Below are 24,702 nucleotides of genomic sequence, written 5' to 3'. Positions count from 1 at the left end.
GGAGAAGTCCTTCTGCCGCAGGTCGAGGCCGAACCGCGACTGGGCGAGCAGCGTCAGGCTGAGCGGCAGCCCCTGACCGCGCAGCTCGGCCGAGAGGTACATCCGCCGCGTCTTGCCCATGTAGAAGAGGCCGAGCCGGCGAAGTCCCGCCTCCGCCTGGGCGGGATCGAACAGCTCCAGCGTCTCGTCGCTGCCGAGGTTCACGTCGTGCTGGAATTCGCGGAGCACCGCGAGCTCCTCCGGCAGCGGCAGGAACAAGAGCCGCGCCAGGGCGGCGACGGCGGCCCGGCGCTGGGCGGCTTCGTCAGCGGAGGCGGGCGGCCGGTGCATCGCCTCAGGCCCGGCGGCCACGAACCGCAGGGCCGCCGCCTGCACGCGCTCGCGCACCGCGCTCTGGGCGGCCTTGATGTCGTTGCGCCGCCGGACGGGGCCGTTCGCATCGTAGTCGATCACCGAGCCCTGCGAGGCGGTGCAGAGCTGTTCCAGCACGGCGACGTAGGCGGTGAGCGCCAGCAGCGTCCAGGCGTCGTGGTTTCGCCGGTCGATGAAGCCGCGCTTGTCGAGGTTCGAGACCTCGCTCTCGGAGAGCAGCAGGTAACGGCCGGCCACGTGCACGCCGAGCTCGCGGCGCAGCAGGGCGTCGATGTTGTTCTGGACCGTGCCGTTGTAGCCCAGGTCGACGAGCATCAGGGTGTCGCCGGGCTGCGGGTCCGCCACGCGGCGCACATAGTCGACCAGCCGTCCTGCGAAGGCCTGCGAGCGCGCCTTGATGCGGCCCAGGAGCCGCGGCTTGCGGAGCTCGGCCAGGAAGCGCGACCGGCGGGCCTCGATCGGCCCGCGGCCGATCGCCTGGGCGGCTTCCTCCGGCGTGAACAGGAGCTGCTTGGCGATGTACTCCGGCGCGTCGGTCTCCAGGTGCGTCTCGATGTAGGCGATCACCGCCTCGCCCGTGCCGAAGGCGGCCGCCTGGGAGGTGAAGCGGCTGATCTCGGCGGCGAGCGGGCGCGGCGCGCCGGGCGCGGCGGCCTCGTAGGCGCGCATCGGCAGGTAGCCGTCGCGCATCAGGAACAGGGGCAGGACGCGGCCGCCACGCTGCTTCTCGAGGAGCCGCGCCTCGGCTTCGATCCAGCGGGCGAAGGCGGCGAGGATCGGGCCCAGCACCGCATAACCCAGCGCCTCGGTCGGATCGCCGCGGTCGCGGTGCACGGCGAGCTGCGCGCGATGCGGCTGCAGCACCGGTTGCCCGATCTCGGCCGCGCCGCCGATCAGCCGGTCGGCGGCGGCCTCCAGCCGGAGCCGCTGGACGTCAGAGGGGTCGAACTGCTCCAGGTGCGCCGCGGCGATCCCGAGCGCCTGCGGCGCGGTGAGGTCGGCGGCCTTGTTGTCGCCGATGTGCAGGATGCGGTCGGGCGCGAGGCCCAGCGCCTTCAACACGTCCTCAAACAGCCCCCCGGCCTTCGGACGCCCGTACTGGGACGAGCAGAAGACGCGGTCGATCAGGCCCGCGACGTCTTCGCCCGCGGCCCGCGCGATCAGCTCGCGCAGCATGGACTCGTCCAGGTAGGTGTCGCTGACGATCATCACCTGGAGGCCCGCGGCCCTGGCGCGGCGCATCAGCTCGACGGTGGGCCGGAAGGCGAAGGCGTGGCGCGCCTCGGCGTCGAGCTCCGCCTGGATCAGCCGCGCCTGCGTGGCCGCATCGCCCGGCGCGGCGCAGGCGTAGATCTCGGCGATGCCCACCTCCTCGCGGCCCTGGCGCTTGGCGCGGCGGCGCGCCGCCGCCTCGGCGATCATCCGCTGGATGGGGCTGCAGCCGTGCGCCTCCAGCTCGGCGAAGACGTCAGTGGGCTTGTGGGTGTTGCGCCAGATCAGCGTGTCGAAGCAGTCGAGCGACAGGACCTCGGCCTGCGGCGCGAGCACCAGGGCCTGCGGCAGGTCGGAGGGCTTGATCGACAGGTCCATGGCCCCTCCGCGCGCGAGAAACGTCTCCGACCGGAGAGTGGGTTTGAACGGCTAACCCATGGTTAATCGGAGGTTGCGCGCGCGGCGGCGCGCGGCCGCGGCGACGCGCGGCTCTTGGGTTCGGCCGCGGGCTCTGTTAGAGGCATCGCCCATGACTTCGGTTCGGACGAGCAGGCGAATTATCCGCCCGGCGTGACGCCGCCGGACGAGACCGTTCCAGCGCGCGCCGGGTTCATCCCGCCCCCAGCTCCGGACCAACTGGAACCACCCATGGCCGACGACGCCGAAAAACCCTCGCGCGACTACCGCGCCACCATCTTCCTTCCAGACACGCCGTTCCCGATGCGCGCGGGCCTGCCGCAGAAGGAGCCGCAGATCCTTCAGCGCTGGGCGGAGATGGACCTCTACCACGCCATGCGCCGAGCGCGGCAGGCCGACGGGCGCCCGCTGTTCGTGCTGCACGACGGACCGCCCTACGCCAACGGCGCGATCCACATCGGCCATTCGCTGCAGAAGACGCTGAAGGATTTCGTGGTCCGCTCGCGTTTCGCGCTCGGCTACGATGTCGACTACCTGCCCGGCTGGGACTGCCACGGGCTGCCGATCGAGTGGAAGGTCGAGGAGGAGCTGCGCGCCAAGGGCCGCCGCAAGGACGAGGTCTCCAAGGCCGAGTTCCGCGCCCGCTGCCGCGCGTACGCCGAGCACTGGATCGGCGTGCAGATGGAAGGCTTCAAGCGGCTCGGCGTGATCGGCGACTGGGAGCACCGCTACTCGACGATGGACTACGCGAGCGAGGCCGCGATCGTCGCCGAGTTCCACAAGTTCGTGGCCTCCGGCCAGCTCTACCGCGGCTCGAAGCCGGTGATGTGGAGCCCGGTGGAGCGCACGGCCCTGGCCGACGCCGAGGTCGAGTACCACGACCACGTCTCGCCGACGATCTGGGTCAAGTTCCCGGTGGTGGAAGGCTCCAGCGCCGCGCGCAACGCCTCGGTGGTGATCTGGACCACGACGCCCTGGACCCTCCCCGCCAACCGGGCGATTTCCTATAATCCCGACATCGCCTATGCGGTCTACGAAGTCGAGGCGATGGAGGCCGGGCTCGCCTTCGAGCCCTGGGCCAGGCGCGGCGACCGGCTGATCCTGGCCGAGCGGCTGGCGCCCGACGTCATGGCCGCGGCCAAGGTCGCGCAGTATCGCCGCCTCGAGGCGATCGACTGCGAAGGCATGGTCTGCGCCCATCCGTTCGCCGGCCTCGACCGCCACTACGGCTTCCCCGTCCCGCTGCTCGCCGGCGAGCACGTGACCGAGGACGCCGGCACCGGCTTCGTCCACACCGCCCCCGGCCACGGTGCGGACGACTACGCGGTCTGGCTGGCGCACGGCCACCGCGAGATCCCCGACACGGTCGATCCGGACGGCGCCTATTATCCCCACGTGGCGCTGTTCGCGGGCCTGAAGGTGCTGGAGACCGAGGGCAAGAAGGCGGGCCGGTTCGGCGCCGCCAACGACGCGGTGATCGGCAAGCTGGTCGAGGCCGGCAAGCTCCTGGCCCGCGGCCGCATCGAGCACACCTATCCGCACTCCTGGCGCTCCAAGGCGCCGGTGATCTTCCGCAACACCCCGCAGTGGTTCATCCGCATCGACGAGCCGCTGGACGATGCGGTCCACAAGGGCCGCACCCTGCGCGAGACGGCGCTGGAATCCATCGACGCCACCGCCTTCTTCCCGGAAGCCGGCCGCAACCGCATCCGCGCCATGGTCGGAGGCCGTCCCGACTGGCTGGTCAGCCGCCAGCGCGCCTGGGGCTCGCCGCTCGCCATGTTCGTCGACAAGGAGACGGGCCAGCCGCTCAACGATCCCGACGTCAACCGGCGGATCGTCGAGGCGATCGAGACGGAGGGCGCCGACGCCTGGTTCACCCGCGCGCCCTCGGCGTTCCTCGGAAATCGCGATCCCGCCCGATACGAGAAGGTCGAGGACATCCTCGACGTCTGGTTCGATTCCGGCGCCACGCACACCTTTGTGCTGGAAGGCCGGGCGAACACCCGCTGGCCGGCCGACCTCTACCTGGAAGGCTCCGACCAGCACCGCGGCTGGTTCCAGTCCTCGCTGTTGGAAAGCTCCGGCACGCGCGGCCGCGCGCCCTACGAGGCGGTCCTGACCCACGGCTTCACCGTCACCGAGGCGGGCGAGAAGATGTCGAAGTCGCTCGGCAACGCCGTCGAGCCGATGGAGGTGATCAAGCAGAGCGGCGCCGAAATCCTCAGGCTCTGGGCGGCGCTGGTCGACTACACCGAGGACCAGAAGATCGGGAAGACCATCCTGCAGACCACCGCCGACGCCTACCGCAAGCTGCGCAACACGATCCGCTATCTGCTGGGCGCGCTGGGCGGATTCGCCGAGGCCGAGCGGCTGGGGATCGAGCACATGCCGTCCTTGGAGCGGTTCATCCTGCATCGCCTGTGGGAGCTCGACGGCCAGGTGCGCCGGGCCTACGAGACCTACGCCTTCCAGGACGTCAGCCACGCGCTGCTGGCCTTCTGCCAGGACGAGCTCTCGGCGCTGTTCTTCGACGTCCGGCGCGACGCGCTCTACTGCGACCGGCCCGACAGCCTCCGCCGGCGCGCGGTGCGCACGGTGATTGACGCAGTGTTCGAGCGGCTGACCGTCTGGCTCAGCCCCTTGCTGCCCTTCACCATGGAGGAGGCCTGGACCACGCGCTTCCCGGACGCCGGCTCCAACTGCCTGCGGGTGTTTCCCGAGACCCCGGCCGGATGGCGCAACGATGCGGAAGGCGAGCGCTGGGCCAAGGTGCAGAAGGTGACCGCGGTGGTGAACGGCGCACTCGAGATCGAGCGGCGCGAGAAGCGCATCCGCGCCTCCCTGGAGGCCGCGCCGCGCGTCAGCATCGCCGCGCCGGCCTTGCTGGCGGCCTTCGACGGGCTGGATCCTGCGGAGGTGTTCCGCACCAGCGGGGCCAGCCTGGCCGCGGGCGATGGCCCCGCCGGCGCCGTCCGCCTGCCGGAGGTGACGGGCGTCGCGGTGGAGCCGCAGCTCGCGCCGGGCTGCAAGTGCGCCCGCTGCTGGCGGGTGCTGCCGGAGGTGGCCGCGCCCAGGTTCCTTTGCGTCCGCTGCGAAGACGCCGTGGACGCGTTCGATGCGGCGAATCCAGAAGCCCGCGTCACCGCATGAGCCGCAGCGTGACAAGGTCCGGCTGGGCCGCCTACGCGCTGGCCTGCGCGGTCATCGTCGTCGACCAGGCCGTGAAGTACTGGATCCTGACCGGGCTCGCCCTGCAGCCGGGCGAGACGCGGCCGGTGCTCGGGCCCCTGCACCTGACCCTGGTCGCCAATCCCGGCGTCTCGTTCGGCTTCCTGCGCGCCGACCAGGATCTCGCGCGCTGGGGCCTGGTGGCCTTCTCGGTCATCGTCGCGGCGCTGATCGTCTGGTGGGCGAGGCGCGCGCACCGGGCGCCGCAGGCGATCGGCTATGGCCTGATCGCCGGAGGAGCGATCGGCAACGCCATCGATCGCGCCCGCTTCGGGGCGGTGGTCGACTTCATCGACGTGCAGCGCATCGGCTTCTTCCCGTGGGTGTTCAATGTGGCCGACAGCGCCATCACCGTGGGCGTGATCGCGCTGCTGCTCGACAGCCTGCGGCGAGAACACGCCACCTGAAGACGTTGGCGTCGATGCCGCTTTGGTTTATCCACGAACCGGCGGCCGGGGGCGGCCTAGGAATGGTTGGAAGTTCATGAGCGTCAGCAAAGTGATCGCCGCCTCGGCGCTGTTCGCAGCCTTCGGGTTGGCCGGCTGCCAGTCCACCGCCCAGGCGCTCGGCATGGCGAAGGTGACTCCCGACGAGTTTCGCGTCGTCACCAAGGCGCCCCTGGTGGTGCCGCCGGACTATTCGCTGCGACCGCCGGCGCCCGGCAAGCCGCGGCCGCAGGAACTGCAGCCGGAGAGCGCCGCCCGACTCGCGCTCCTGGGCCAGCGGGAGGCCGAGCAGCGCTCGGAAGGCGAGAAGCTGCTCGTCGCCAAGGCGGGCGCCGACAAGGCCGATCCCCTGATCCGCTACGTCGTCGACGACGAGTTCGGCGATATCGCCCACAAGGAGAAGAGCTTCGCCGACCGGGTCATGTTCTGGCGCGGCGGCGACAAGACCACGGCCGCGCAGAAGGCGGCCGAAACGCCGGCCCCCGTCGACGCCGCCCAGGAGGCCGAGCGGATCGCCAAGCTCACCGGCGGCAAGCAAGTGGTCATCGCCCGCGAGGGCCCGCGCAAGATCAAGCTCCCGGGGCTCTGATCGCGGGATGAGTCGACGCTTCTCCCCTTGCGGGAGAAGGTGGCCTGCGGAGCGGGCCGGATGAGGGGTTTCTCGACGCCGCTGCTCGCGTCGGCAACGCCGCTCGAATGTTCACGCGGTCTTCGACCCCTCAACCGTCAGCGTTCGGCTGACGCCTTCTCCCGCAGGGGAGAAGGCATGATGCTGTCTAATCCTCGCCGGGCGTCTTGACGGTGAAGCCGGCGGTGCGCAGACGGTCGAGCACGCCGCCCTGGCTGAGCAGCGGCCGCAGCCGCACGACCGCGATGGCATGGCCGGGCGCCTTCAGCGCAGCTTCGATCTCGGCGACCTCGTCGGCCTTGGTGCGCTCGTCGAAGGCGGCGGCGCCAGGCACCAGGGCGATGCAGCGCTCGTAGGTCCGCTCGTTGCCCAGCGCGCCGCGCACATCGCCGTCAGCCCAGGCCTTGGCGGCCTGCAGCGTCACTCCCGGGCCCGCCTCCACCTGGGCGATGACCTCGTCGAGGCAGGCCCGTCCGTCGGCGGCCGGCGTGCGGATGATCGCCCCCAGTTGCGGGGCGATGTCGTAGCTCTCCTGCCGGATCGGCACGCGCGCCTGGCGGGTGAGGATCTTGATCAGCTTGATGGGATCGGTGTTGGTGAGCCCGTTGCGGTCGCGGTAGTCGGTGAGCAGCAACAGGCCGGCGGCCAGCGGATTGCGGGTTCCGTAGCGCCTGGCGGGCTGACCGAGCCGCGCGCGCGCGGCGGCGAAGCGGGCGCGGGCTGCGGGATCGAGCGTCGCCTCGAAGGGCATCGACGAGCGCAGGCGCAGGTAATTCCAGGCCGCGCCCAGCGAGGTTGCAAACCGCACCCGGACGTCCTGGTAGGGAAGGATCACCGCCGAGGCGCCGGCCAGCCGCCGCTCGAACGCCGCGCGGTCCCACTGCATGTGCTTGGGCGCAAGCGTGGGCACGCCCAGCACCCAGACGGTCGAGGTTCCGTTCGAGACGGTCCACCAGGCCGGACCGCGGTCACGGGCGGTGACCACCAGCTCCTCGAGGATGACCGCGTCGGGATCGCGCGGATCGGGCCGGGCCGGCGTGATCGGGACGGAGCCGGGCGTGGGCGCCTGGGCCGCTGCGGGCGCGGCCAGGACAAGCGCGAGGAGAAGGCTGGCGAGGCGATGTCGCACGCTGATCGGAGGCTCCGGAATCGGCCTATAGTGGCAGGGTCAATGCGACAGCCAGCAAAAGTGTGTAGCGCTTTTGCGGCCGGCTGCGCACCAGAGGTGACCAGGCCATTTCATGCCGATCCGCCGCCTGCCGCCCGAGCTCGTCAACCGCATCGCCGCCGGCGAGGTGGTGGAGCGCCCCGCCAGCGCGGTCAAGGAACTGGTCGAAAACGCCCTCGACGCCGGCGCTTCCTCGATCGAGGTGCAGGCGGACGGCGGCGGGCTGACGCGCATCCTGGTCGCCGACGACGGCTTCGGACTCCCGCCCGACGAGCTGCCGCTCGCGATCGAGCGGCACGCCACCTCCAAGCTCAGCCCCGCAGATGACGGCGGCTATGACCTGCTGCGCATCTCCACGCTCGGCTTCCGCGGCGAGGCCCTGCCCTCGATCGGCTCGGTCGCCCGGCTCACCATCGCCTCGCGGGCCAGGGGGCAGGCCGAGGCCAACGCGATCTACGTCGAGGGCGGAGCGGTCGGGCCCGTCCAGCCGTCCGCCTTCCCCGGGCCGCACGGCGCGCGCGTCGAGGTGCGCGACCTGTTCTACGCCACGCCGGCGCGGCTGAAGTTCATGAAGTCGGAGCGCGCCGAGGCGCTGGCCATCGCCGAGGAGGTGAAGCGCCAGGCCATGGCGCACGAGGCGGTCGCCTTCGGCCTGGACCTCGACGGGCGACGCACGCTGCGGCTGTCGGCCGAGACGACCGGGCCCGCTGGGCGCCTGGCCCGCCTGTCGGCCGTCATGGGGCGCGAGTTCGCCGACAACGCGCTGGAGCTGGACCAGGACCGCGAGGGCGTGCGGCTGACCGGCTTCGCGGGTCTGCCGACCTTCAACCGCGGCAACGCCGCGCATCAGTACCTGTTCGTCAATGGCCGGCCGGTGCGCGACCGGCTGCTGCATGGGGCGCTTCGGGCGGCCTACGCCGACTTCCTGGCGCGCGACCGGCATCCGCTGGCGGCGCTGTTCCTCGAGCTGGATCCGGCGCTGGTCGACGTCAACGTCCATCCGGCCAAGGCGGAGGTGCGGTTCCGCGATCCGGGCCTCGTGCGCGGGCTGATCATCGGCGCGCTTCGCCATGCGCTGGCGGCCGCCGGCCACCGCGCCTCGACCACCGTGGCCACCGCCGCGCTGGGCGGCTTCCGGCCGGGCGGTTGGCCGCCGCCGCCGCGCGCGCAGGGGTTCTCGGCCTGGAGCGCCGGGGGCTGGCGACCGGCCGCCGCCGCGCTCGCCGCGAGCTTGCCGGGCCTGGCCGAGGTCTCGGCCCGCGCCGAGCCCGACTGGGCGCCGGGACTGGCGGAGGAGGCCGGCCCCGCGCCGGTGGTCGATCCCGTCGACTTCCCGCTCGGCGCCGCGCGCGCCCAGGTGCACGAGACCTACATCGTCGCCCAGACCCGCGACGGCGTCGTCATCGTCGACCAGCACGCCGCCCACGAACGGCTGGTCTATGAGCGGATGAAGGCGGAGATGGCGGGCGGCGGCGTCGCCCGCCAGGCGCTGCTCCTGCCCGAGGTGGTAGAGCTCGACCCCGCCGAGGCCGAGCGCGTGGCCGCGCGCGCCGAGGAGCTGGCGGCGCTCGGCTTGGCCGTCGAGGCGTTCGGCCCGGGCGCGATCCTGGTCCGCGAGGTGCCGGCCCTGCTCGGCGAGACGGATGCGCAAGGGCTGGTGCGCGACATCGCCGACGACCTCGCCGAGAACGGGGCGGCGCTGGCGCTGAAGGAGCGGCTGGAGGCGGTCTGCTCGACGATGGCCTGCCACGGCTCGGTGCGCGCCGGCCGCAGGCTCACCGCGGCCGAGATGAACGCCCTGCTGCGCCAGATGGAGGCCACGCCCCACTCCGGCCAGTGCAACCACGGCCGGCCGACCTACGTCGAGCTCAAGCTCGCCGACATCGAGCGCCTGTTCGGGCGGCGGTAGCGGGCGCGCATCTTCCCCGCGTCGCCGACATTTCCCCTGCAGGGGATGGTCTCAGGTTCGCTTCACCGATCGCTGAAGCATTGGTGCGAGCCAGGCGCTATCCTCCCCCGATGGACGCCAACATCGCCAGCCCCGCCGCCCTGATCGGCGATCCCGTGCGCGCGGCCATGCTGCAGGCGTTGATGGATGGTCGCGCCCTGCCGGCCGCCGCCCTCGCCTGCGCCGCGGGGGTCACGCCGCAGGCGGCCAGCAACCATCTGGGCAAGCTAACCGACGGCGGCCTGCTCGCGGTCACGGCCCAGGGGCGCCACCGCTACTATCGCCTCGCCGGCCCGCAAGTCGCCGAGGCCCTGGAGGCGTTGACCCATCTCACGCCGCTCGCCCACCCGCTCGAGCCGCCTCTCTCGCCCAAGGCGCGGCGGTTGCGCGAGGCCCGGACCTGCTACGACCACCTGGCCGGCCGGCTGGGCGTGGCGCTCGCCGACGCCTGCGAGCGACAGGGCCTGTTCGAGGCCGACGGGCCCGAGCGCTACCGGCTGACGTCGCAAGGCGAGGCGCGGCTCTCGGGTCTCGGCGTCGACCTCTCAGGGCTGGACAAGGTCCGCCGCGCGCCCCTCCGTCCCTGCATCGACTGGACGGAGCGCAGGCGCCACCTCGCCGGCGCCGTCGCCGCGCGCCTGCTCGACCGCCTCTTCGAGCTCGGCTGGATCGCCCGCGGCGCCGAGGGCCGCGCCGCGGTCCTGACGCCCGCCGGCGCCCAGGGCCTGCGCGAGACCTTCGGCCTGGAGCTCGCGCCTGCCGCGGCGGCTTAGGCGAGCTCCTTCCCGGCGAAGGCGCGCATGGCCTCGGTCATGTAGTCGGTGAGGCCCGCGGCCCAGCCCTCGAACATCTCGCGATAGTGCGGCACCTCCGAATAGAACCGGGCCATGCCGAGGAAACCGGTGCGGCTGATCGGCTGCACCCACGAGCGGGAGGCCCAGGTGTGCAGTCGCCGAGCGATGGCCTGCACGTGCTCGGAATGCGCCGGCGCGCCCTCCTGCAGCGCTTTCACCAGATCCCTGGTGATCTGGCCGATCTCGGCCTGGGAGCCGTCGTAGTCGGCCTGCGTCCAGCGGCTCATCGCCTGGTTTCGGAGTTCAATCCCCCGGCGGGCGCCCTCGCCATAATGCTCGACGATCCAGGCCTCGCGCGCGGCCGCCCGGTCCGGATCGAATCCCTTGTAGTATGCCTTGCCGTCCATCTTGGTCTCTCCTTCGAGGGCGGCGAGCGTGTCGTCGATGGTCCGCATCAGACGGCGGTAGCGCTTCGTCTCGGCGGCGAGATTGGCCTTGTGGGCCCGAAGCGCCGCCGCGCGGTCGAAGCCGGGGGAGTCCAGCACCTTGCCGATCTCCTCCAGCGCGAAGCCGAGCTCGCGATGAAAGAGGATTTGCTGCAGGCGCAGGAGCTCGTCCTGCCCATAGTAGCGGTAGCCGTTCGCGCCGACCGAGGCCGGCTTTAGGAGCCCCACCTCGTGGTAGTGGTGCAGCGTGCGGACGGAGACGCCCGACAGCTTCGCCACCTGCTTGACCGTATAACCGCGCACCCGATCGATCCCTTGCCGATGGACGCAGTGATCGTCTCTCACGTGGCGTGAGGGTCAATACCTCCCCCGATGCGGCAGCATCGGCGGGAGGGGGACCATACGGGGAGCGTAGCGAACACCGGATGGTGGAGGCGGCGAGCGGCGCGCATTGCCTGTGGTTCGCCCCCTCCACCACCCGCTCTTCGGTTCGCTTGCGCGATCCTCGGCGTGCGGTCCCCCTCCCGCCGCTTCGCGGGGGAGGTAGACGCCAGCCCCGAATTTCGCGATTGTCCCGCCCCATCCGAACTCGAGCGCTTCATGTCTGAGATTGTTCGCGAGGCCCGGGCCTAACAGAGCCGCGCCGGCCGCCTCCTACGCCAACGGCTCCGATCAGGCCCTTCGCCCCAGCACGCCCGCCCGCGCGGGCGCGCCCGTGCTCACGCCCCGATCCGGACATCTCCTTGAACCTTCCCAAGCCGCAGCAGCGCACGCTGCACGCGCTCGCCCAGGGCGGGCGCATCGTTCTCGAACGCGACCACAAGGGCGACATCACGGCCGTCCAGTGCCTCTCCCGCGACGGCTGGACGCTCTCCGACTGCACGGTCGAGGTGTTCCGCTCCCTCAAGCGCAAGCGCCTGATCGCCAGCCACGGCGGCGGCCCCTACCGCATCAACCGCGACGGTCTCGCCAACCTGAGGGGCCAGCTCGACAACCGGGTGGGCGGCAAGGCGTGGTGAGGCCTCAGCCGCCGTAGCGCAGGAAGTGGACGCGCGCCGCGCCATAGCTGCGCGCGTCCAGCTCCTCATATCCGTCGATGTTGAAGGCCTTCTCGTCCGCGCCTCGCTCGAAGACCACCATCGCGCCCGGGGCGAGCCAACCGCCGTCGGCCAGGCGGGCGAGCGCCACCTCGCCCAGGCCGCTGTCGTAGGGCGGATCGAGGAAGGCGAGGTGGAAGGCCGGGCCGTCGGCGCCCGGGCGGAGGCCGAGCCCGGTCGCATCGCGCCGATGCACGCGGGTGCGGCCGAACAGGCCCATGGCCTCGATGTTCTCGCGGATCGCGCCGCGGGCCGCCTCGCCGGTCTCCACGAACAGGCAGAAGGCCGCGCCGCGGGACAGCGCCTCCAGACCTAGCGCGCCGGAGCCGGCGAACAGGTCGATGACGCGCGCCTCCCTGACGCCCCGCGACCACGGCGCGTGCTCGAGGATGTTGAAGATCGCCTGCCGCGCCCGGTCGGAGGTGGGCCGGGTGGCCGCGCCGGGCGGCGCCCTGATCGCCTTGCCCCGGAACTCGCCCGACGTGATCCGCAAACTCCTCCCCCTGAGGCTTGCCCGCCCGCTGGCCGCGGCCCAAGCTCCGCCCGAGCAGGGAGGTGAGCCATGAGCTTCGTGACCGTCGATCGCCGCGGCGGGGCCGCGGTGGTGACCTACGCCAATCCGCCGATCGGCACCATGACCGCCGCCGGGGCCCAGGAGATGCTGGACAAGGTGCGCCCGCTCGCGGCCGACCCGGCGGTGCGCTCGATCATCCTGACCGGCGGCGTGCCGGGCATCTTCGTGCGCCACTACGACGTGGGCGAGCTCTCCACCGCCAGCGATGCGGCGAAGGATGCCCCCCCGCCACCCCCGCCGGGCGGCGCGAAGCCCGAACGCGGCTTCCTGGCGCTCTGCGACCTGCTGGCCGAGGCGCCGAAGCCGGTGGTCGCGGCGATCAACGGGCTGTGCATGGGCGGCGGCTTCGAGATGAGCCTCGCCTGCGACCTGCGGATCGCGAGCCGCCAGGGCGTGCAGATCGGCCTGCCGGAGACCCGGGTCGGCATCTTCCCGGGCGGCGGCGGCACGCAGCGGCTGCCGCGCGTGATCGGCGAGGCCAAGACGCTGGAGATCATCCTGCGCGGGCTGGTCGTCGAGGCCGAGGAGGCGCTCCGCATCGGCCTGGTGCACGAGCTCGCCGACGATCCGCTGGGCCGCGCCCTGGAGATGGCCGCCGAGTGGGACGGGCGCGGCGCCGAGGGCATCGCCTTCGCCAAACGGCTCATCCGCGCCGCCCTCTCCCGCCCCCTGGACGAGGGCCTGGCGGACGAGCGCCGGAGCTTCGCGGAGGTGATGCGGACGGCCTCGGCCCGCGAGGGCCTGCGCTCGGCCCGCCCCCCGGCCGAGATCCAGAACGCTTAGGCTTCGGCTTCGCCCAGCCGGCCTTATAGGCCTTCTTCGGTTTGGTCTCGGCCTCTTCATCCCGTCTCCCCTTGCGGGAGAAGGTGGCCTGCGAAGCGGGCCGGATGAGGGATTTCACCGGCCTTTCCGCTTCGCGCCTGCGACTTCGGTCGATGGACTGTTTCGCCGGTTGTCTGCGCGACCCCTCATCCGTCGGCTCCGCCGGCGCCTTCTCCCGCGAAGGGAGAAGGGGCTTTTGACGCCACTGCGCCCGCTCCCCCTTCGGCAGATTCTGCGGCGCGATGAACTCCGCGAGCTGCTCGCGGATCACGCGGGGCCCGACCTCCTCGATGTCGCCGGCCGCCAGCGCGCCCAACGCGAACGGGCCATAGGCGAGGCGGATCAGCCGGTTGACCCTCAGCCCCAGGGCCTCCAGCACGCGGCGCACCTCGCGGTTCTTGCCTTCCGCCAGGGTCAGCGTGATCCAGAGGTTGGCGCCCTGGGGGCCCTCCCTGGCCTTGTCGAGGCTGGCCTCGATCGGCCCGTAATGGACGCCCTCGACGGTGATCCCGTCCTTCAGTCGATCGAGCCGCGCCTGGCTGATCCGGCCGCGCGCCCGGGCCCGGTAGCGACGCACCAGCCCCGTCGCGGGCAGCTCCAGCGCCCGCGCCAGGCCGCCGTCGTTGGTGAGCAGCAGCAGGCCCTCGGAATTGAGGTCCAGGCGGCCCACCGAGATCAGCCGGGGCAGGTCCTTGGGCAGGGTCTCGAACACCGTCGGGCGGCCCTGCGGATCCTTGTGGGTGGTCACCAGCCCCGGCGGCTTGTGGTAGCGGAACAGGCGCGCCGGCTCGGGCTCGTTCACGACCCGGCCGTCCACCGTCAGCACGTCGCCCGCGTCGACCTTCACCGCCGGCGTGGTCAGCAGCTGCCCGTTCAGGGCCACGCGGCCGGCGGCGATCAGCCGCTCCACCTCCCGCCGCGACGCCACGCCGGCCCGCGCCAGCGCCTTGGCGACCCGCTCGCCCCCCGCCGCGGACGCAGCGACTTGACCGGGCGCGGCCGGCCCGTTTCGGTGCGGATCGTGGACCATGACATCCGGACAATGCGCATCGCGCTGGAAGCCGCGCAAGCCGCCGGCGAGGCCGGCGAGACCCCGGTCGGCGCGGTGATCTTCGATCCCGCCACGGGCGAGGTGATCGCGGTGGGGGCCAACGGCCCGATCGGGGCGCACGATCCCACGGCGCATGCCGAGATCGTCGCGATCCGCGAGGCCGCGAAGAGGCTCGGCAACTACCGCCTCACCGGCCTGGCGCTCGCGGTCACGCTCGAGCCCTGCGCCATGTGCGCAGGCGCCATCAGCCACGCCCGCATCGGCCGCCTGGTGTTCGGCGCCGAGGACGAAAAGGGAGGCGCGGTGATCCACGGCCCGCGCTTCTTCGACCAGCCGACCTGCCATTGGAAGCCGGAGGTGACGGGCGGCGTGCTGGCGGCGGAAAGCGCCGAACTGCTTCGAAGCTTCTTCCGCTCGCGGCGGTGAAACCGCAATTTGCATATTGGAACAAGTTCCATTAAGTTCACATGTATCGAATAGGAACTTATGGTCAGCGACATGTCGAAGTACGAACCCTTGCAGCGCTACCTCGCCCAGCAGGCTGTTCGGGAGTTGCCCATGACCTTCAAGGAGATCGAGACGGTCCTGGGATTCGAATTGCCGGATTCGGCGCGGACGCATCGCCCGTGGTGGTCGAACAATGTCGGCTCGCATGTGAACGCCGCGGCTTGGCGACGCGCGGGCTGGAGAACGGCGCGCGTGGACCTGGCTTCCGAGAAGGTGACCTTCGTGCGCGATCTCTTCCCCCAGGATGGCGTAGCCGAGACCGGGGCGGCGTGGAGGCGGCAGGACGAGACCATCGTGCTCACCGAGGGTGCGCTGTCCAGAACCGCCGTTAGGATGATCGACGACGCCGCCGAGCAGCTGAACGTCGACCGCACTCAGGCGATCGCCGCGATCCTCGATGCTTGCGCTCTCGAACGCCGGCGTCGCCTATTCGAGAGCTTGCCCGTCGCCAGCGTCCCCCCCGGGTTCGACAGCACGGCGATCATCCGGGCTGACCGTGACGGGCATTAGGGTCCTCGACGCCTCCGTCGTGGTGAAGTGCCTGATCGACGAGACCGGATCGGAGGCGGCCCGTCGCACCGTGGCCGCGCACCCGCACTGGATCGCGCCCGACCTGATCTATCTGGAGGTCGCCAGTGTCGCCGTGACGGCTGTGCGCCGGGGCTTGATTGAGCGCTCGGCCGGCGAGGCCGTGATGTCCGCCTTGCGCTCGCTGGTGGTGGAGACCGTTGCGAGCGAGGCGCTTGCGCGGAGTGCATTCCGACTTGCCGCCACGCACGGCTTCTCCGCCTACGACGCGGCCTATCTTGCGCTCGCGCGCGAACGCGACTGCAGCGTGCTCACCGCGGATCGGCGGCTGTGCACGCGGGCCGAGGCCGCCGGACTCCGAGATCTGGTCGAGCTCCTGTAGGCAGCTGCGCTCGCAGGCTCTTGCCTGGGCCACCCGGCGGCGCGAAGGTTCGGCCATTCAGCCAAAACAGATTTCGGAGGACGCCATGGGACTGCTCGACGGAAAGGTCGCCATCATCACGGGCGCGGGCGGCGGATTGGGCGAGGCCTACGCCAAGCTGTTCGCCAAGGAGGGCGCAGCGGTCGTGGTCAACGACCTGGGCGGCGCACGCGACGGCACCGGCGCGGATCGCTCCGCGGCCCAGAAGGTGGTCGACGCGATCAAGGCGGCGGGCGGCCGGGCGGTCGCCAACGGCGACGACGTCTCGACCATCCAGGGCGGCGAGAACATCCTGCAGACCGCGCTCGACAACTTCGGCAAGGTCGACGTCCTGGTCTGCAACGCCGGCATCCTGCGCGACAAGACCTTCGCCAACACCTCCGAGGCCGACTGGGACGCGGTGATCAAGGTGCACCTGAAGGGCACCTACTGCGTGGCCCTGCCGGTCTGGAAGTACATGAAGGAGCACGGCGGCGGCTCGATGGTGCTGACCTCGTCCACCTCGGGCCTCTACGGCAATTTCGGCCAGACCAACTACGGCGCGGCCAAGGCCGGCATTTACGGCATGGTCCGGGTGATGTCGATCGAGGGTCGGAAGTACAACATCCGGGTGATGGGCCTGGCGCCTGGCGCCTACACCCGCATGACCGCCGACCTGCCCGGCCGCAAGGACCGCGAGCCCGATCCGCTGTCGCTGCCCGAGAACGTCGCGCCCGGCGTGCTCTACATGGTGAGCGACCTGGCGGCCGAGCAGTCCGGCAAGATCCTCGGCGTCTCCTCGCGCGGCGTGCGCGAGATCAAGATGCTGGAGACCGAGGGCTTCATGCCCGGACGCCCCTACACCGCCCAGGAGGTGGCCGAGAACGCCGACAAGGTGTTCTTCAAGGAGCCGGAGAACGTCCACCGCCTCGGCCAGGCCGCCCCGCCGCAGCGCGTCCCGGCTTAGGGCGAGGACGCCCGACCCCGGCCTGCGCCCGGGCCGCCGAAACCGGCGGTTACAATATTTTACGGCGTAGCCCTTGCACCGCGCCGGCCTGCGCATATCTGTGGCCGTGCCCTTCCTGGGCGTTTCCTCCCTAATGAACTTCAGCCGGGTCTTCCAAGACCCGGCTGTTTTTTTGCCGCTACCGGCTCAGGTACAGCCGTGCGGCCCAGGCGAGGTAGACCAGTCCCGTGACGCTCACGATCAGGCGCGAGAGGCGCTTGAAATTGGCGTCGTCCATCCGCTCCAGGACCAGCCCGCCCACGGCGGTGCCCGCGAAGGAGAGCGGGATGGCGAGCGCGAACACCCACCAGGGCGGCAGGCCCCGGCCATGCAGGGCGATCAGCGGCGCGCCATAGACCACGACCTTGGCGAGGTGCGCGAACACCTGGGTCGCGGCCTTGGTGGCGACAATCTGGTGGCGGGTGAGCGCCGTGCGCACGAAGAAGATGTCCAGCAACGGCCCCGCCACGCCGGCGGTCAGGTTCAGGCCGGTCACCGAGAGCCCGCAGACGAAGCCGTGCAGCGGCCTGGAGGCGTCCAGCTCCAGCCAGCTGCGCGGAATCCACAGCAGCGCGGGCACCACGCCCATCAGCAGGTAGAGCGTGGCCTTGGTGGGCTCGTAGACGACCAGCGCCATCAGCGCCGCCGCCACCCCCGAGCCCAGCGCGTGGATGCCGACGATCCGCCAGGCGAGATGGCGCCGGTGCAGCGCCGCGCGCCAGCCGTTCGCCGAGAGCTGCAGGAGGCCATGGGTGACGAAGGTCGCCGAGACCGGCAGCACGAGCGCGATCGCGCCCTTCAGCATCAGCCCCCCGGCCATGCCGAACACCCCGGAGATCGCCGCCGTGACGAAGGCCGCGGCGACAAGGAAGCCGGCGGCGGCGAGGCTCATTCGGCCCGGTCGATGAGCGCCCGTCCCGAAGGCGTCAGGCGGACCTCGCCGCCGTCTCGGCCCGCGCCTGCGACCGGGCGCACCGCGATCAGCCGCTCGGCGAGCGCGTCCTCCCAGATCGCCAGCGCCGGACACTGGGAGCCCCAGGTCTCCATCGCCTCGGCGTAGGTGCGCGGCCGCTCGGCCGCCCATTCCGCGAGCTGCCGGATCAGGCCGTCGCGGGCGTGGCCATCGATGTGGTCGGACGCGTCCATGGCGGAGCTCCCAGGTCGAGGCGCAAGGGATGGACCGATTGGCCTGACGCGTCCAATATATAGCCGCGTCGATTTGAATACCTTGCAGGTATGCCGTTGATCGAGCTGCGCCGTCTTCGATACCTCGTGGCGGTCGCCGACGAAGGCCACATCACCCGGGCGGCCGAGCGGCTCGGCATCGCCCAGCCGCCGCTCACGCGCCAGATCCGGCTGCTGGAGGAGGAGCTCGGCGTCACGCTGTTCGAGCGGCTGCCGCGCGGCGTGCGGCCGACCGAAGCGGGCCGCGTGGTGGTCGAGGCCGCCCGTGACGTGATCGCCCGGGCCGAGCGGCTGAAGGAGATCGCAGGCCGCGCCGCCCGCGGCGAGCAGGGGCGCCTCGCCATCGGCTACACCTCCTCGGCGGCCTTCCATCCCTTCGTGACCCAGCAGATCCGCGCCTTCCGCAAGGCGCGCCCCGGCGTCCTGCTGGAGCTCGCCGAGGACGGCACGCCCGAGCTGGTCAAGGCGCTCAGGGACGAGCGGCTGGACGCCGCCTTCATCCGCTCGACCTCCACCGATGTCGCCGGCCTCGCGATCGAGCCCTTGCTGGAAGAGAAGATGGTCGCCGCCCTGCCGGCCGGACACCGCCTGGCGCGGCAAGCCAAGCTGACGCTCGCAGAACTCGCCGAGGAGACCTTCGTGTTCTATCGGCGGCCCACGGGCCCCGGGCTCTACGACGCGATCATGGCCGCGTGCCTGGCGGCCGGGTTCTCGCCCGCCGTGGGCCAGGAGGCGCCGCGGCTCTCCTCCACCTTGAGCCTGGTGGCCTCCGGCCTGGGCGTGACGCTGACGCCCGCCTCCATGCAGCGGGTGAACGTCGAGGGCGTGGAGTTCGTCCGCCTGAAGGGCGCCAAGGGGCTGGTCGCGCCGTTGCTGCTCGCCACCCGCCGGCGCGACCGCTCGACGCTCGTCGAAGCCTTCCGGCGCGAGGCGAAGGCGGCGGCCGTCAAGGCGAACGCGGCAGCATGAGGCTCACGGCCTGGGCCAGGTAGACGAGCCCCACGGCGGTCACCAGCCAGCGCCTCAGCGTCCGGAAACCCGCATCGCTCATCTTCTCCAGCACGAGCGCGCCCAGCATGGCCCCGAGCATCGAGAGCGGCAGGGCGGCCACGGCCAGCCACAGCGGCGGCGCGCCGGGCCCGGAGAGCTTCACCAGGGCGGCGCCATAGAACACCACCTTCGCCAAGTGACCGAAGACCTGCACGCAGGCTTTCGTCGAGACCACCTCGTGCCGGGTCATGGGGGTGCGCACGAAGAACAGGTCGTTGAACGGCCCGGAGACCCCGGCGGTCAGGCTGAGCGCCGTCGAGGCGACGCCGGCCGCAAAGGCCTGGGGTGGCCGGGACGCGTCGAGGTTCAGCCACCGCTCCGGCAGCCACACCAGGACCGGGAGCAGGCCCAGCGCCAGGTAGATCGCGAGCTTGGAGGGCGTGAAGGCGACCAGGCTGAAGAGGCCCATGGCGAGCAAGGCGCCCACCGCATAGACGCCGACGACCGGCCAGCGGATGTGGCGGCGGTGGATCAGCGCCCGCCAGCCGTTGGAGCCGAGCTGGACGAGCCCGTGCAGGGCGAGCGCCGCGGCGGCCGGCATGACGAAGGCGAGCGCCCCCATCAGGATCAGCCCGCCGGCCATGCCGAGCGTGCCTGAGATCCCGGCGGTCACCAGCACCGCCGCCAGCACATAGACGACGGTCAGAGCGCCCATTCGGTCCCGCCGCTCGGCGGGCGGGCGAGGCTCACGCGCGCGTCTTGGCCGCGGCTTTCCGCGTCGGACACGCCCAGCCCTCGCCGGCCTTGCGGGCCACCGCCGGATAGGGGCAGAGGAGCTGGCTCGCGCCGCCCGCCCCCTTGGCCGTCACCGGGCCGGGCGCCTTGTTCTGCGTCACCCAGCCGTCGAGCTCGCCCAGCCAGTCGACCTGGGTGGGAGCCGCGCCGCCGCCGCAGTGGAGCATGCCGGGGACGAGATAGAGCCGGTAGAAGGCCGAGGTGTCGCCCATCGTCCTGCGGACGTCCTCGTAGTAGCGGATCGAGGAGCGCGCCGGAATCGCGGGGTCGTTCCAGCCGTGGTACTGGATCAGCTTGCCGCCTTGGGCCTTGAAGGCCGCGAGGTTCGGGCTCTCGCTGTCGATCATCGCCATCCTGGCGTGCGCCCGATCGAACTGGGCGCCCAGGTCCATCTTCAGGAAGTCGAAGCTGGGGTCGCCGAAGGCGAAGTACTTGAAGGCGTTGGACGAGAAGTTCAGGCCCATGGCGCGGCTGTGGTCGGCCTCGGACTGGCCGGTGATCCAGGCCGACCAGCTGTTGGGCGCGCCCTCCGCGCCGGGCGAGAACCCCGGGAAGGCGATCTTGCCGGTGCGGGGATCGCGCCGGCCCTCGTACATCACCCGCGCCGAATGCACCTGGACGGCGGTGAGGCAGCCCGCCGCCTGGCCGGCCTTGCACTGCAGCTTGCCGGGATCGAAGTGGCAGCTCATCGGATCGCGGATGAAGGGGCCGCCGTCGGCGCATTGCGCGAGCGCCGCCTTCTGCAGGAGCGCGCGCTGCTCGACCCCGAGATAGCCGCCGGGCGCAGCCAGGGCCTGCTGCTGCGCGGCCGAGATGCCGAACAGCTGGCTCATGTAGTTCGCCGGGGCGCCGGCCACGATGCCGTCGAAGTCGCCCGGGAAGCGCTGGGCCTCCATCAGCGCCTCACGCCCGCCGTCGGAGCAGCCGTAGAAGTAGGCGCGCTTCGGCTTCAGCCCCTTCTGCTCGGCGACCAGCGCCTTGCCGATTTCCGTCGTCTCCTTCAGCGCGCGCCAGCCGAAGTCGACGATCTTCTCGGGATGGCCGAGCGCCCAGGAGGCGTCGGTGCCGGCCCGGGTCTGGTGCCCGTCGTCGGTGGCCGCGGCCGCGTAGCCGCGACCCGCCATGACGCGCAGCTGGCCGGACGGGACCTGGCCCGCGAAGCCGCCGTTGCCGAGCTGCACGAACTTGCCGTTCCAGGCCTCGCCCAGCGGGATCCAGACCTCGATGCGGATGTCGGAGTCCTTGGTCGGGCGGCTGGTCACGGCGATGCGGCAGGCGTCGGCCGGCCCGGCCTTCTCCACCGTGGCCGCGGTGATCTCGGCGTGCGGCAGGCGGGTCTTGGCCAGATCGGCGCAGCTCGTCTCGGCGTGCGCCAGCCCCGGCGCGCCCAGCGCCACAGCCGCGCCCGCCGCGATCATCAGCCGTTTCATCGAATCCCTCCCCTGGTCATGTGGGTGGGATTTCAGCACAGCCTTGGCCTGTGGCGAAGCCGCTTCGTCGGCGCGATCAGCGGCGCAGCCGCCGGAGTCCGATCCGGACCAGCCCGCCGAGCGCGACCAGCGCCCAGGCGGCCTCCATGGCGGCCGCCGAGAGGTTGAAGGCGCGGGTCAGCGAAACCAGGATCAGGCTCGCGCCGACGAAGTTGGCGGCCAGCGAGGCGGCGCGCCTGGGGTCGAGCCGACCGGTGGTCGCCAGGCCATAGGCGATCAGGATCAGGAGAACGCCCGCGAGCCCCGCGGCGTCCGTGAACGTCATCGGCAAAGGTGGCCTCCGCTTTTGCGCCCGAATGACGTTCCCGCTTTCACATTGCGCGCCGTCCGGACGGCGAACCCGCGCCCACTTCGCCTGACGGCGCGCGGCGCCATCAGAAGTGGCGTTCCTGATAGAACAGCATGCCGGTGTCGTAGTTGCGGTTCAAAGGCGCGTCGTTCGGCTTGCGCCAGGTCGTGAAGTTCACCGCGGTCGAGCCGTTGGAGGCCTGGTTCTCCCACGAGCGGCGCACGCGCTTGATGCCGTCGGCGTCGACGGCGACATAGTTGGCGGTGGGCTGCAGCTCCGGCTTGTGCAGGAAGGCCCAGACGTTGATCGCCTTGAAGATCGGCGCGTCCTGGCCGATGGCGAAGTGCACCTCGGCCTGGCAGACGTCCTTGTTCACGCCCTGCGGCTGGACGGCGATGGTGTAGTCGCGGCCCGATCCGAGCGGCATGGACCAGGTTCCGTCGCGACGGTTCTTGCGCATGCCCTGCGCCTGGGCGAGCTGGTCGAGGTTGCCGCCGCGCACCAGCGGAACGCAGATGTTGTCGAGCACGCGCAGGATCGTCGCCTCGTCGCCGGTGGTGGGCAAGGTCGGCGCCGCCTCGGCCACAGGCGGCGGGGGGGTGGCGGGCGCGGCGACGGGCGCGGCGGGCGGCGTCTGGGACGGCGGCGCGGTCGTCGGCGGCGCGGGCGGCGGGGCGCTCGGCGCCGTGGCGGCAGGCGCCTGGGCCAAGGCCGGTGCGGCCAGACCCGCGGCGAGGATCAGGCTGATGAACGCGCTGCGCATGACTTGTGACCCCTGACTTCTCGGCCCGGCACTAAACTTAAGCCGAACGTCGGACGCAAGGCCCGACTACGACTGTAATGCGGCAAACGGCCAAGCTCGCCGTCACCGGAACTCCAACGCGCGAGGCCGGCCGAACGGCGACGGGCCGGCCGCGGCTTCCTCAGGTGGCCTCGACCGCGTGCTCGGCCAGGACCGTCAGCCCCTCGGGCGTCACGTCGGCGAAGCCGCCGCGCACGTCGAAGACCCGGATCTTGCCGCCGTCATGCACCCGCACCTGGCCCTCCTTGAGCGCGGTCATGAACGGCGCGTGGCCGTAGAGCACCCCGAAGTCGCCTTCCGATCCCGGCGCGTCCACCTGATCGACCGGGCCGGCGAACAGCTCGCGCTCCGGCGAGACCAGCGAGAAGTTGAGCTTGTCGGCCATGTCAGCGATCCCTGGCGAGGGTGAAGGACGACAGCGCCGTGATCGAGCCCTTCGGCGCGCCGTCCGCATAGGAGAGGGTGGCGCCGACGCCGATCTCGTCCAGGAACGGGCGGCCGTAGGTGGTCGAGAGCATGCCGAGCTCGGCGTCCCGCGCCTGCGGCTCCTTGACCGTCCAGCCGGAAGCCTTGTCCTCGAACATCGCCTTGGCGAGCGCCGCGGCGCCTGGGGCGCGCACGGCGACCACACGGCAGGCCGGCAGGTTCCCACGCCAGGCCCCGGCGACCACATAGACCGCCGCATCGCCGGGCGGCAGGGCGGCCTTGGCGATCACGCGATGATCGATGTCGGCGTCGACGCTCTCCAGGCCGGCCGCATCGGCGGGCTCGGCGGTTTCGGCGAAGCCGGCGGTGGCGGGAAGCTCGGAGCCGAACGGCTTTTGCGTCTTCAGGCCCTCGAAGCTGCGCTGGCAGGCCCCGACGCCGGCCTTGAAGGCCTCCGCGGAGCTGGCGAATCCAGGCCCGGCCTGCGCCGCCGCCGGGACCGCCAGGCAGAGGAAGACGCCGAGGAAGGCTGTCCGCGTCACGCTTCCGACGCCAGCTGCTCGGCCTTCTCGATCGCCTCCTCGATGGCGCCCACCATGTAGAAGGCGGGCTCGGGCAGATGGTCGACCTCGCCGTCCACCACCGCCTTGAACGAGCGGATGGTGTCCTTCAGCTCCACGAACTTGCCCGGCGTGTTGGTGAAGGCTTCGGCGACGTGGAAGGGCTGCGACAGGAAGCGGGTGATCTTGCGGGCCCGGGCCACCACCAGCTTGTCGTCCTCCGAGAGCTCGTCCATGCCCAGGATGGCGATGATGTCCTTCAGCGCCTTGTACTGCTGAAGCACCTCCTGCACGCGCCGCGCGACCGTGTAGTGCTCCTCGCCGATCACCAGCGGATCGAGGATCCGCGAGGTGGAATCCAGCGGGTCGACGGCCGGGAAGATGCCCTGGGCGGCGATGTCGCGCGACAGCACGGTCATGGCGTCCAGGTGGGCGAAGGAGGTGGCCGGCGCCGGGTCGGTCAGGTCGTCGGCCGGCACGTAGATGGCCTGCACCGAGGTGATCGAGCCCTTGTTGGTGGAGGTGATCCGCTCCTGCAGGTTGCCCATCTCGGTGGCCAGCGTCGGCTGGTAGCCCACGGCCGAGGGGATGCGGCCCAGCAGCGCCGAGACCTCCGAGCCCGCCTGGGTGAAGCGGAAGATGTTGTCGATGAACAACAGGACGTCCTTGCCCTCCTGGTCGCGGAAGTACTCCGCCTGGGCGAGACCGGTCAGCGCCACCCGCGCCCTGGCGCCCGGCGGCTCGTTCATCTGGCCGTAGACCAGGGTGCACTTCGAGCCTTCCGCCGAGCCGGTCTTGCGCGGGTCGACGTTGACGTTGGACTCGATCATCTCGTGGTAGAGGTCGTTGCCCTCGCGGGTCCGCTCGCCGACGCCCGCCAGCACCGAATAGCCGCCGTAGGCCTTGGCGATGTTGTTGATCAGCTCCTGCATGGTCACGGTCTTGCCGACGCCGGCCCCGCCGAACAGGCCGATCTTGCCGCCGCGCGTGTAGGGGCAGAGCAGGTCGATCACCTTGATGCCGGTGACCAGGATCTCCCGGGAGGTCGACTGGTCGGCGAACGACGGCGCCTCGCGGTGGATGGTGCTCATGTGCTCGCTGACGATCGGGCCGGCCTCGTCGATCGGATCGCCGATCACGTTCATGATCCGCCCCAGCGTCGCCGGGCCCACCGGCACGGTGATCGGGCCGCCGGTGTCGGCGACCGCCTGGCCGCGGGTCAGGCCCTCGGTGGTATCCATGGCGATGGTGCGCACGGTGTTCTCGCCGAGGTGCTGGGCGACCTCGAGCACCAGGCGGAAGGGCGCGCCGGTCCGCTGGTCGGTGTTGGTGGTCTCCAGCGCGTTCTGGATGGCCGGCAGGTGGCCTTCGAACTCCACGTCGACGACGGCGCCGATGACCTGGACGATGCGCCCGGTCGCGACCGCCCTGCCGGAGGGAACCTGCGCCTCGGCCTTCTTGGCGGGCGCGCGGCGGGCGCGGGTTTGTTTCACGGCGGCTTCTGACATGGGCTTCTGC

25 protein-coding genes and 1 pseudogene are annotated in these 24,702 nt (G+C 71.5%); 12 read left to right on the top strand and 14 right to left on the bottom strand.

Going from position 1 to position 24,702, the window contains the following annotated elements; genetic code table 11:
* A partial coding sequence (locus tag VLI41_RS11415) for an HAD family hydrolase (protein ID WP_325268199.1) occupies positions 1-1,962 on the bottom strand: 1,962 nt, incomplete at its 3' end.
* 270 nt (positions 1,963-2,232) lie between these two features.
* On the opposite strand from VLI41_RS11415, the gene ileS reads away from it, so the two are divergent.
* The 3 genes from ileS (at position 2,233) to VLI41_RS11400 (ending at position 6,267) form a co-directional block, all read left to right on the top strand.
* Entirely contained in the window at positions 2,233-5,154 is a 2,922-nt protein-coding gene (ileS, locus tag VLI41_RS11410; protein WP_325268198.1) for an isoleucine--tRNA ligase, read from the top strand.
* Complete coding sequence (lspA, locus tag VLI41_RS11405) at positions 5,151-5,639, top strand: signal peptidase II (protein ID WP_325268197.1); 489 nt, start codon at positions 5,151-5,153, stop codon at positions 5,637-5,639. Before ileS ends, lspA begins: the two co-directional genes overlap by 4 nt.
* A 76-nt stretch (positions 5,640-5,715) precedes the next feature.
* A complete protein-coding gene (locus VLI41_RS11400) occupies positions 5,716-6,267 on the top strand; it encodes a DUF3035 domain-containing protein (RefSeq protein WP_325268196.1) in 552 nt (183 codons plus the stop codon).
* Between the two features lie 187 nt (positions 6,268-6,454).
* Here VLI41_RS11400 and VLI41_RS11395 read toward each other — a convergent pair whose 3' ends face one another.
* On the bottom strand, positions 6,455-7,435 hold the full coding sequence (locus VLI41_RS11395; protein WP_325268195.1) for a TraB/GumN family protein: 981 nt from the start codon (positions 7,433-7,435) through the stop codon (positions 6,455-6,457).
* A 112-nt stretch (positions 7,436-7,547) separates the two neighbouring features.
* On the opposite strand from VLI41_RS11395, the gene mutL reads away from it, so the two are divergent.
* Both mutL and VLI41_RS11385 read left to right on the top strand, forming a co-directional pair.
* Complete coding sequence (mutL, locus tag VLI41_RS11390; protein WP_325268194.1) at positions 7,548-9,383, top strand: DNA mismatch repair endonuclease MutL; 1,836 nt, start codon at positions 7,548-7,550, stop codon at positions 9,381-9,383.
* Positions 9,384-9,493: 110 nt separating this feature from the next.
* A complete protein-coding gene (locus VLI41_RS11385) occupies positions 9,494-10,195 on the top strand; it encodes a helix-turn-helix transcriptional regulator (RefSeq protein ID WP_325268193.1) in 702 nt (233 codons plus the stop codon).
* Here VLI41_RS11385 and VLI41_RS11380 read toward each other — a convergent pair.
* Positions 10,192-11,007, bottom strand: coding sequence for a MerR family transcriptional regulator (locus tag VLI41_RS11380; protein ID WP_414692548.1), 816 nt, complete (start codon positions 11,005-11,007; stop codon positions 10,192-10,194). The two genes, VLI41_RS11385 and VLI41_RS11380, sit on opposite strands and share 4 nt — an antisense overlap.
* Positions 11,008-11,405: 398 nt before the next feature.
* Between VLI41_RS11380 and VLI41_RS11375 the strand changes: the two genes are divergently transcribed.
* Positions 11,406-11,681: a YjhX family toxin gene (locus VLI41_RS11375; protein ID WP_325268192.1), complete on the top strand. Its 276-nt coding sequence runs from the start codon at positions 11,406-11,408 to the stop codon at positions 11,679-11,681.
* A gap of 4 nt (positions 11,682-11,685) precedes the next feature.
* On the opposite strand, the gene rsmD is transcribed toward VLI41_RS11375, so the two are convergent.
* A complete protein-coding gene (rsmD, locus tag VLI41_RS11370) occupies positions 11,686-12,252 on the bottom strand; it encodes a 16S rRNA (guanine(966)-N(2))-methyltransferase RsmD (protein WP_325268191.1) in 567 nt (188 codons plus the stop codon).
* Between the two features lie 69 nt (positions 12,253-12,321).
* Here rsmD and VLI41_RS11365 point away from each other — a divergent pair.
* Positions 12,322-13,020 (top strand): annotated as a pseudogene (locus VLI41_RS11365) (enoyl-CoA hydratase/isomerase family protein); the annotation flags it as partial.
* Here VLI41_RS11365 and VLI41_RS11360 read toward each other — a convergent pair.
* Positions 12,977-14,185: a pseudouridine synthase gene (locus VLI41_RS11360; protein ID WP_325268190.1), complete on the bottom strand. Its 1,209-nt coding sequence runs from the start codon at positions 14,183-14,185 to the stop codon at positions 12,977-12,979. The pseudogene VLI41_RS11365 and the gene VLI41_RS11360 sit on opposite strands and share 44 nt — an antisense overlap.
* A 12-nt stretch (positions 14,186-14,197) precedes the next feature.
* On the opposite strand from VLI41_RS11360, the gene tadA reads away from it, so the two are divergent.
* The 4 genes from tadA (at position 14,198) to VLI41_RS11340 (ending at position 16,608) form a co-directional block, all read left to right on the top strand.
* Positions 14,198-14,632: a tRNA adenosine(34) deaminase TadA gene (tadA, locus tag VLI41_RS11355; protein ID WP_325268189.1), complete on the top strand. Its 435-nt coding sequence runs from the start codon at positions 14,198-14,200 to the stop codon at positions 14,630-14,632.
* A gap of 60 nt (positions 14,633-14,692) precedes the next feature.
* Complete coding sequence (locus tag VLI41_RS11350; protein WP_325268188.1) at positions 14,693-15,223, top strand: DUF7662 domain-containing protein; 531 nt, start codon at positions 14,693-14,695, stop codon at positions 15,221-15,223.
* Positions 15,210-15,623 (top strand): type II toxin-antitoxin system VapC family toxin, encoded by a 414-nt coding sequence (locus VLI41_RS11345; protein WP_325268187.1) that lies wholly within the window; start codon positions 15,210-15,212, stop codon positions 15,621-15,623. Before VLI41_RS11350 ends, VLI41_RS11345 begins: the two co-directional genes overlap by 14 nt.
* An 85-nt stretch (positions 15,624-15,708) precedes the next feature.
* Positions 15,709-16,608 (top strand): SDR family NAD(P)-dependent oxidoreductase, encoded by a 900-nt coding sequence (locus tag VLI41_RS11340; protein ID WP_325268186.1) that lies wholly within the window; start codon positions 15,709-15,711, stop codon positions 16,606-16,608.
* A gap of 178 nt (positions 16,609-16,786) precedes the next feature.
* Here the strand turns inward: VLI41_RS11340 and VLI41_RS11335 are convergent, their stop codons facing one another.
* Positions 16,787-17,539, bottom strand: a complete 753-nt coding sequence (locus VLI41_RS11335) for a sulfite exporter TauE/SafE family protein (protein WP_325268185.1) — start codon at positions 17,537-17,539, stop codon at positions 16,787-16,789.
* Complete coding sequence (locus tag VLI41_RS11330; RefSeq protein ID WP_325268184.1) at positions 17,536-17,793, bottom strand: hypothetical protein; 258 nt, start codon at positions 17,791-17,793, stop codon at positions 17,536-17,538. The genes VLI41_RS11335 and VLI41_RS11330 overlap by 4 nt, the downstream gene beginning before the upstream one ends.
* Before the next feature lie 90 nt (positions 17,794-17,883).
* On the opposite strand from VLI41_RS11330, the gene VLI41_RS11325 reads away from it, so the two are divergent.
* A complete protein-coding gene (locus VLI41_RS11325; protein ID WP_325268183.1) occupies positions 17,884-18,801 on the top strand; it encodes a LysR family transcriptional regulator in 918 nt (305 codons plus the stop codon).
* On the opposite strand, the gene VLI41_RS11320 is transcribed toward VLI41_RS11325, so the two are convergent.
* The 7 genes from VLI41_RS11320 to atpD form a co-directional block, all read right to left on the bottom strand.
* Entirely contained in the window at positions 18,779-19,537 is a 759-nt protein-coding gene (locus VLI41_RS11320) for a sulfite exporter TauE/SafE family protein (RefSeq protein ID WP_325268182.1), read from the bottom strand. The two genes, VLI41_RS11325 and VLI41_RS11320, sit on opposite strands and share 23 nt — an antisense overlap.
* A 31-nt stretch (positions 19,538-19,568) precedes the next feature.
* Positions 19,569-21,047, bottom strand: coding sequence for a tannase/feruloyl esterase family alpha/beta hydrolase (locus tag VLI41_RS11315; RefSeq protein WP_325268181.1), 1,479 nt, complete (start codon positions 21,045-21,047; stop codon positions 19,569-19,571).
* A 76-nt stretch (positions 21,048-21,123) separates the two neighbouring features.
* Positions 21,124-21,372 carry a CBU_0592 family membrane protein gene (locus VLI41_RS11310; protein ID WP_325268180.1) on the bottom strand — a complete coding sequence of 83 codons (249 nt, stop codon included), beginning with the start codon at positions 21,370-21,372 and terminating at the stop codon, positions 21,124-21,126.
* Positions 21,373-21,481: 109 nt separating this feature from the next.
* The gene (locus tag VLI41_RS11305) at positions 21,482-22,159 is read right to left on the bottom strand and encodes a hypothetical protein (RefSeq protein WP_325268179.1); all 678 of its coding nucleotides are present in this window, start codon (positions 22,157-22,159) and stop codon (positions 21,482-21,484) included.
* A gap of 160 nt (positions 22,160-22,319) precedes the next feature.
* On the bottom strand, positions 22,320-22,583 hold the full coding sequence (locus VLI41_RS11300) for an ATP synthase F1 subunit epsilon (RefSeq protein WP_325268178.1): 264 nt from the start codon (positions 22,581-22,583) through the stop codon (positions 22,320-22,322).
* A gap of 1 nt (position 22,584) precedes the next feature.
* Complete coding sequence (locus VLI41_RS11295) at positions 22,585-23,166, bottom strand: hypothetical protein (protein WP_325268177.1); 582 nt, start codon at positions 23,164-23,166, stop codon at positions 22,585-22,587.
* The gene (atpD, locus tag VLI41_RS11290; RefSeq protein WP_325268176.1) at positions 23,163-24,692 is read right to left on the bottom strand and encodes a F0F1 ATP synthase subunit beta; all 1,530 of its coding nucleotides are present in this window, start codon (positions 24,690-24,692) and stop codon (positions 23,163-23,165) included. Before atpD ends, VLI41_RS11295 begins: the two co-directional genes overlap by 4 nt.
* Between the last annotated feature and the right edge of the window lie 10 nt (positions 24,693-24,702).

It is taken from the genome of Phenylobacterium sp., assembly GCF_035475775.1.
Taxonomy (GTDB): Bacteria; Pseudomonadota; Alphaproteobacteria; order Caulobacterales; family Caulobacteraceae; genus Phenylobacterium.
This window is presented reverse-complemented; position numbering and strand designations above follow the sequence as displayed.

What these genes read in the sequence shown, in the direction of transcription:
- ileS (WP_325268198.1), top strand. Translation starts at nt 2,233, where the DNA reads ATGGCCGACGACGCCGAAAAACCCTCGCGCGACTACCGCGCCACCATC.
- lspA (WP_325268197.1), top strand. Translation starts at nt 5,151, where the DNA reads ATGAGCCGCAGCGTGACAAGGTCCGGCTGGGCCGCCTACGCGCTGGCC.
- VLI41_RS11400 (WP_325268196.1), top strand. Translation starts at nt 5,716, where the DNA reads ATGAGCGTCAGCAAAGTGATCGCCGCCTCGGCGCTGTTCGCAGCCTTC.
- mutL (WP_325268194.1), top strand. Translation starts at nt 7,548, where the DNA reads ATGCCGATCCGCCGCCTGCCGCCCGAGCTCGTCAACCGCATCGCCGCC.
- VLI41_RS11385 (WP_325268193.1), top strand. Translation starts at nt 9,494, where the DNA reads ATGGACGCCAACATCGCCAGCCCCGCCGCCCTGATCGGCGATCCCGTG.
- VLI41_RS11360 (WP_325268190.1), bottom strand. Translation starts at nt 14,185, where the DNA reads ATGGTCCACGATCCGCACCGAAACGGGCCGGCCGCGCCCGGTCAAGTC.
- tadA (WP_325268189.1), top strand. Translation starts at nt 14,198, where the DNA reads ATGCGCATCGCGCTGGAAGCCGCGCAAGCCGCCGGCGAGGCCGGCGAG.
- VLI41_RS11350 (WP_325268188.1), top strand. Translation starts at nt 14,693, where the DNA reads ATGGTCAGCGACATGTCGAAGTACGAACCCTTGCAGCGCTACCTCGCC.
- VLI41_RS11340 (WP_325268186.1), top strand. Translation starts at nt 15,709, where the DNA reads ATGGGACTGCTCGACGGAAAGGTCGCCATCATCACGGGCGCGGGCGGC.
- VLI41_RS11335 (WP_325268185.1), bottom strand. Translation starts at nt 17,539, where the DNA reads ATGAGCCTCGCCGCCGCCGGCTTCCTTGTCGCCGCGGCCTTCGTCACG.
- VLI41_RS11330 (WP_325268184.1), bottom strand. Translation starts at nt 17,793, where the DNA reads ATGGACGCGTCCGACCACATCGATGGCCACGCCCGCGACGGCCTGATC.
- VLI41_RS11325 (WP_325268183.1), top strand. Translation starts at nt 17,884, where the DNA reads ATGCCGTTGATCGAGCTGCGCCGTCTTCGATACCTCGTGGCGGTCGCC.
- VLI41_RS11320 (WP_325268182.1), bottom strand. Translation starts at nt 19,537, where the DNA reads ATGGGCGCTCTGACCGTCGTCTATGTGCTGGCGGCGGTGCTGGTGACC.
- VLI41_RS11315 (WP_325268181.1), bottom strand. Translation starts at nt 21,047, where the DNA reads ATGAAACGGCTGATGATCGCGGCGGGCGCGGCTGTGGCGCTGGGCGCG.
- VLI41_RS11310 (WP_325268180.1), bottom strand. Translation starts at nt 21,372, where the DNA reads ATGACGTTCACGGACGCCGCGGGGCTCGCGGGCGTTCTCCTGATCCTG.
- VLI41_RS11305 (WP_325268179.1), bottom strand. Translation starts at nt 22,159, where the DNA reads ATGCGCAGCGCGTTCATCAGCCTGATCCTCGCCGCGGGTCTGGCCGCA.
- VLI41_RS11300 (WP_325268178.1), bottom strand. Translation starts at nt 22,583, where the DNA reads ATGGCCGACAAGCTCAACTTCTCGCTGGTCTCGCCGGAGCGCGAGCTG.
- atpD (WP_325268176.1), bottom strand. Translation starts at nt 24,692, where the DNA reads ATGTCAGAAGCCGCCGTGAAACAAACCCGCGCCCGCCGCGCGCCCGCC.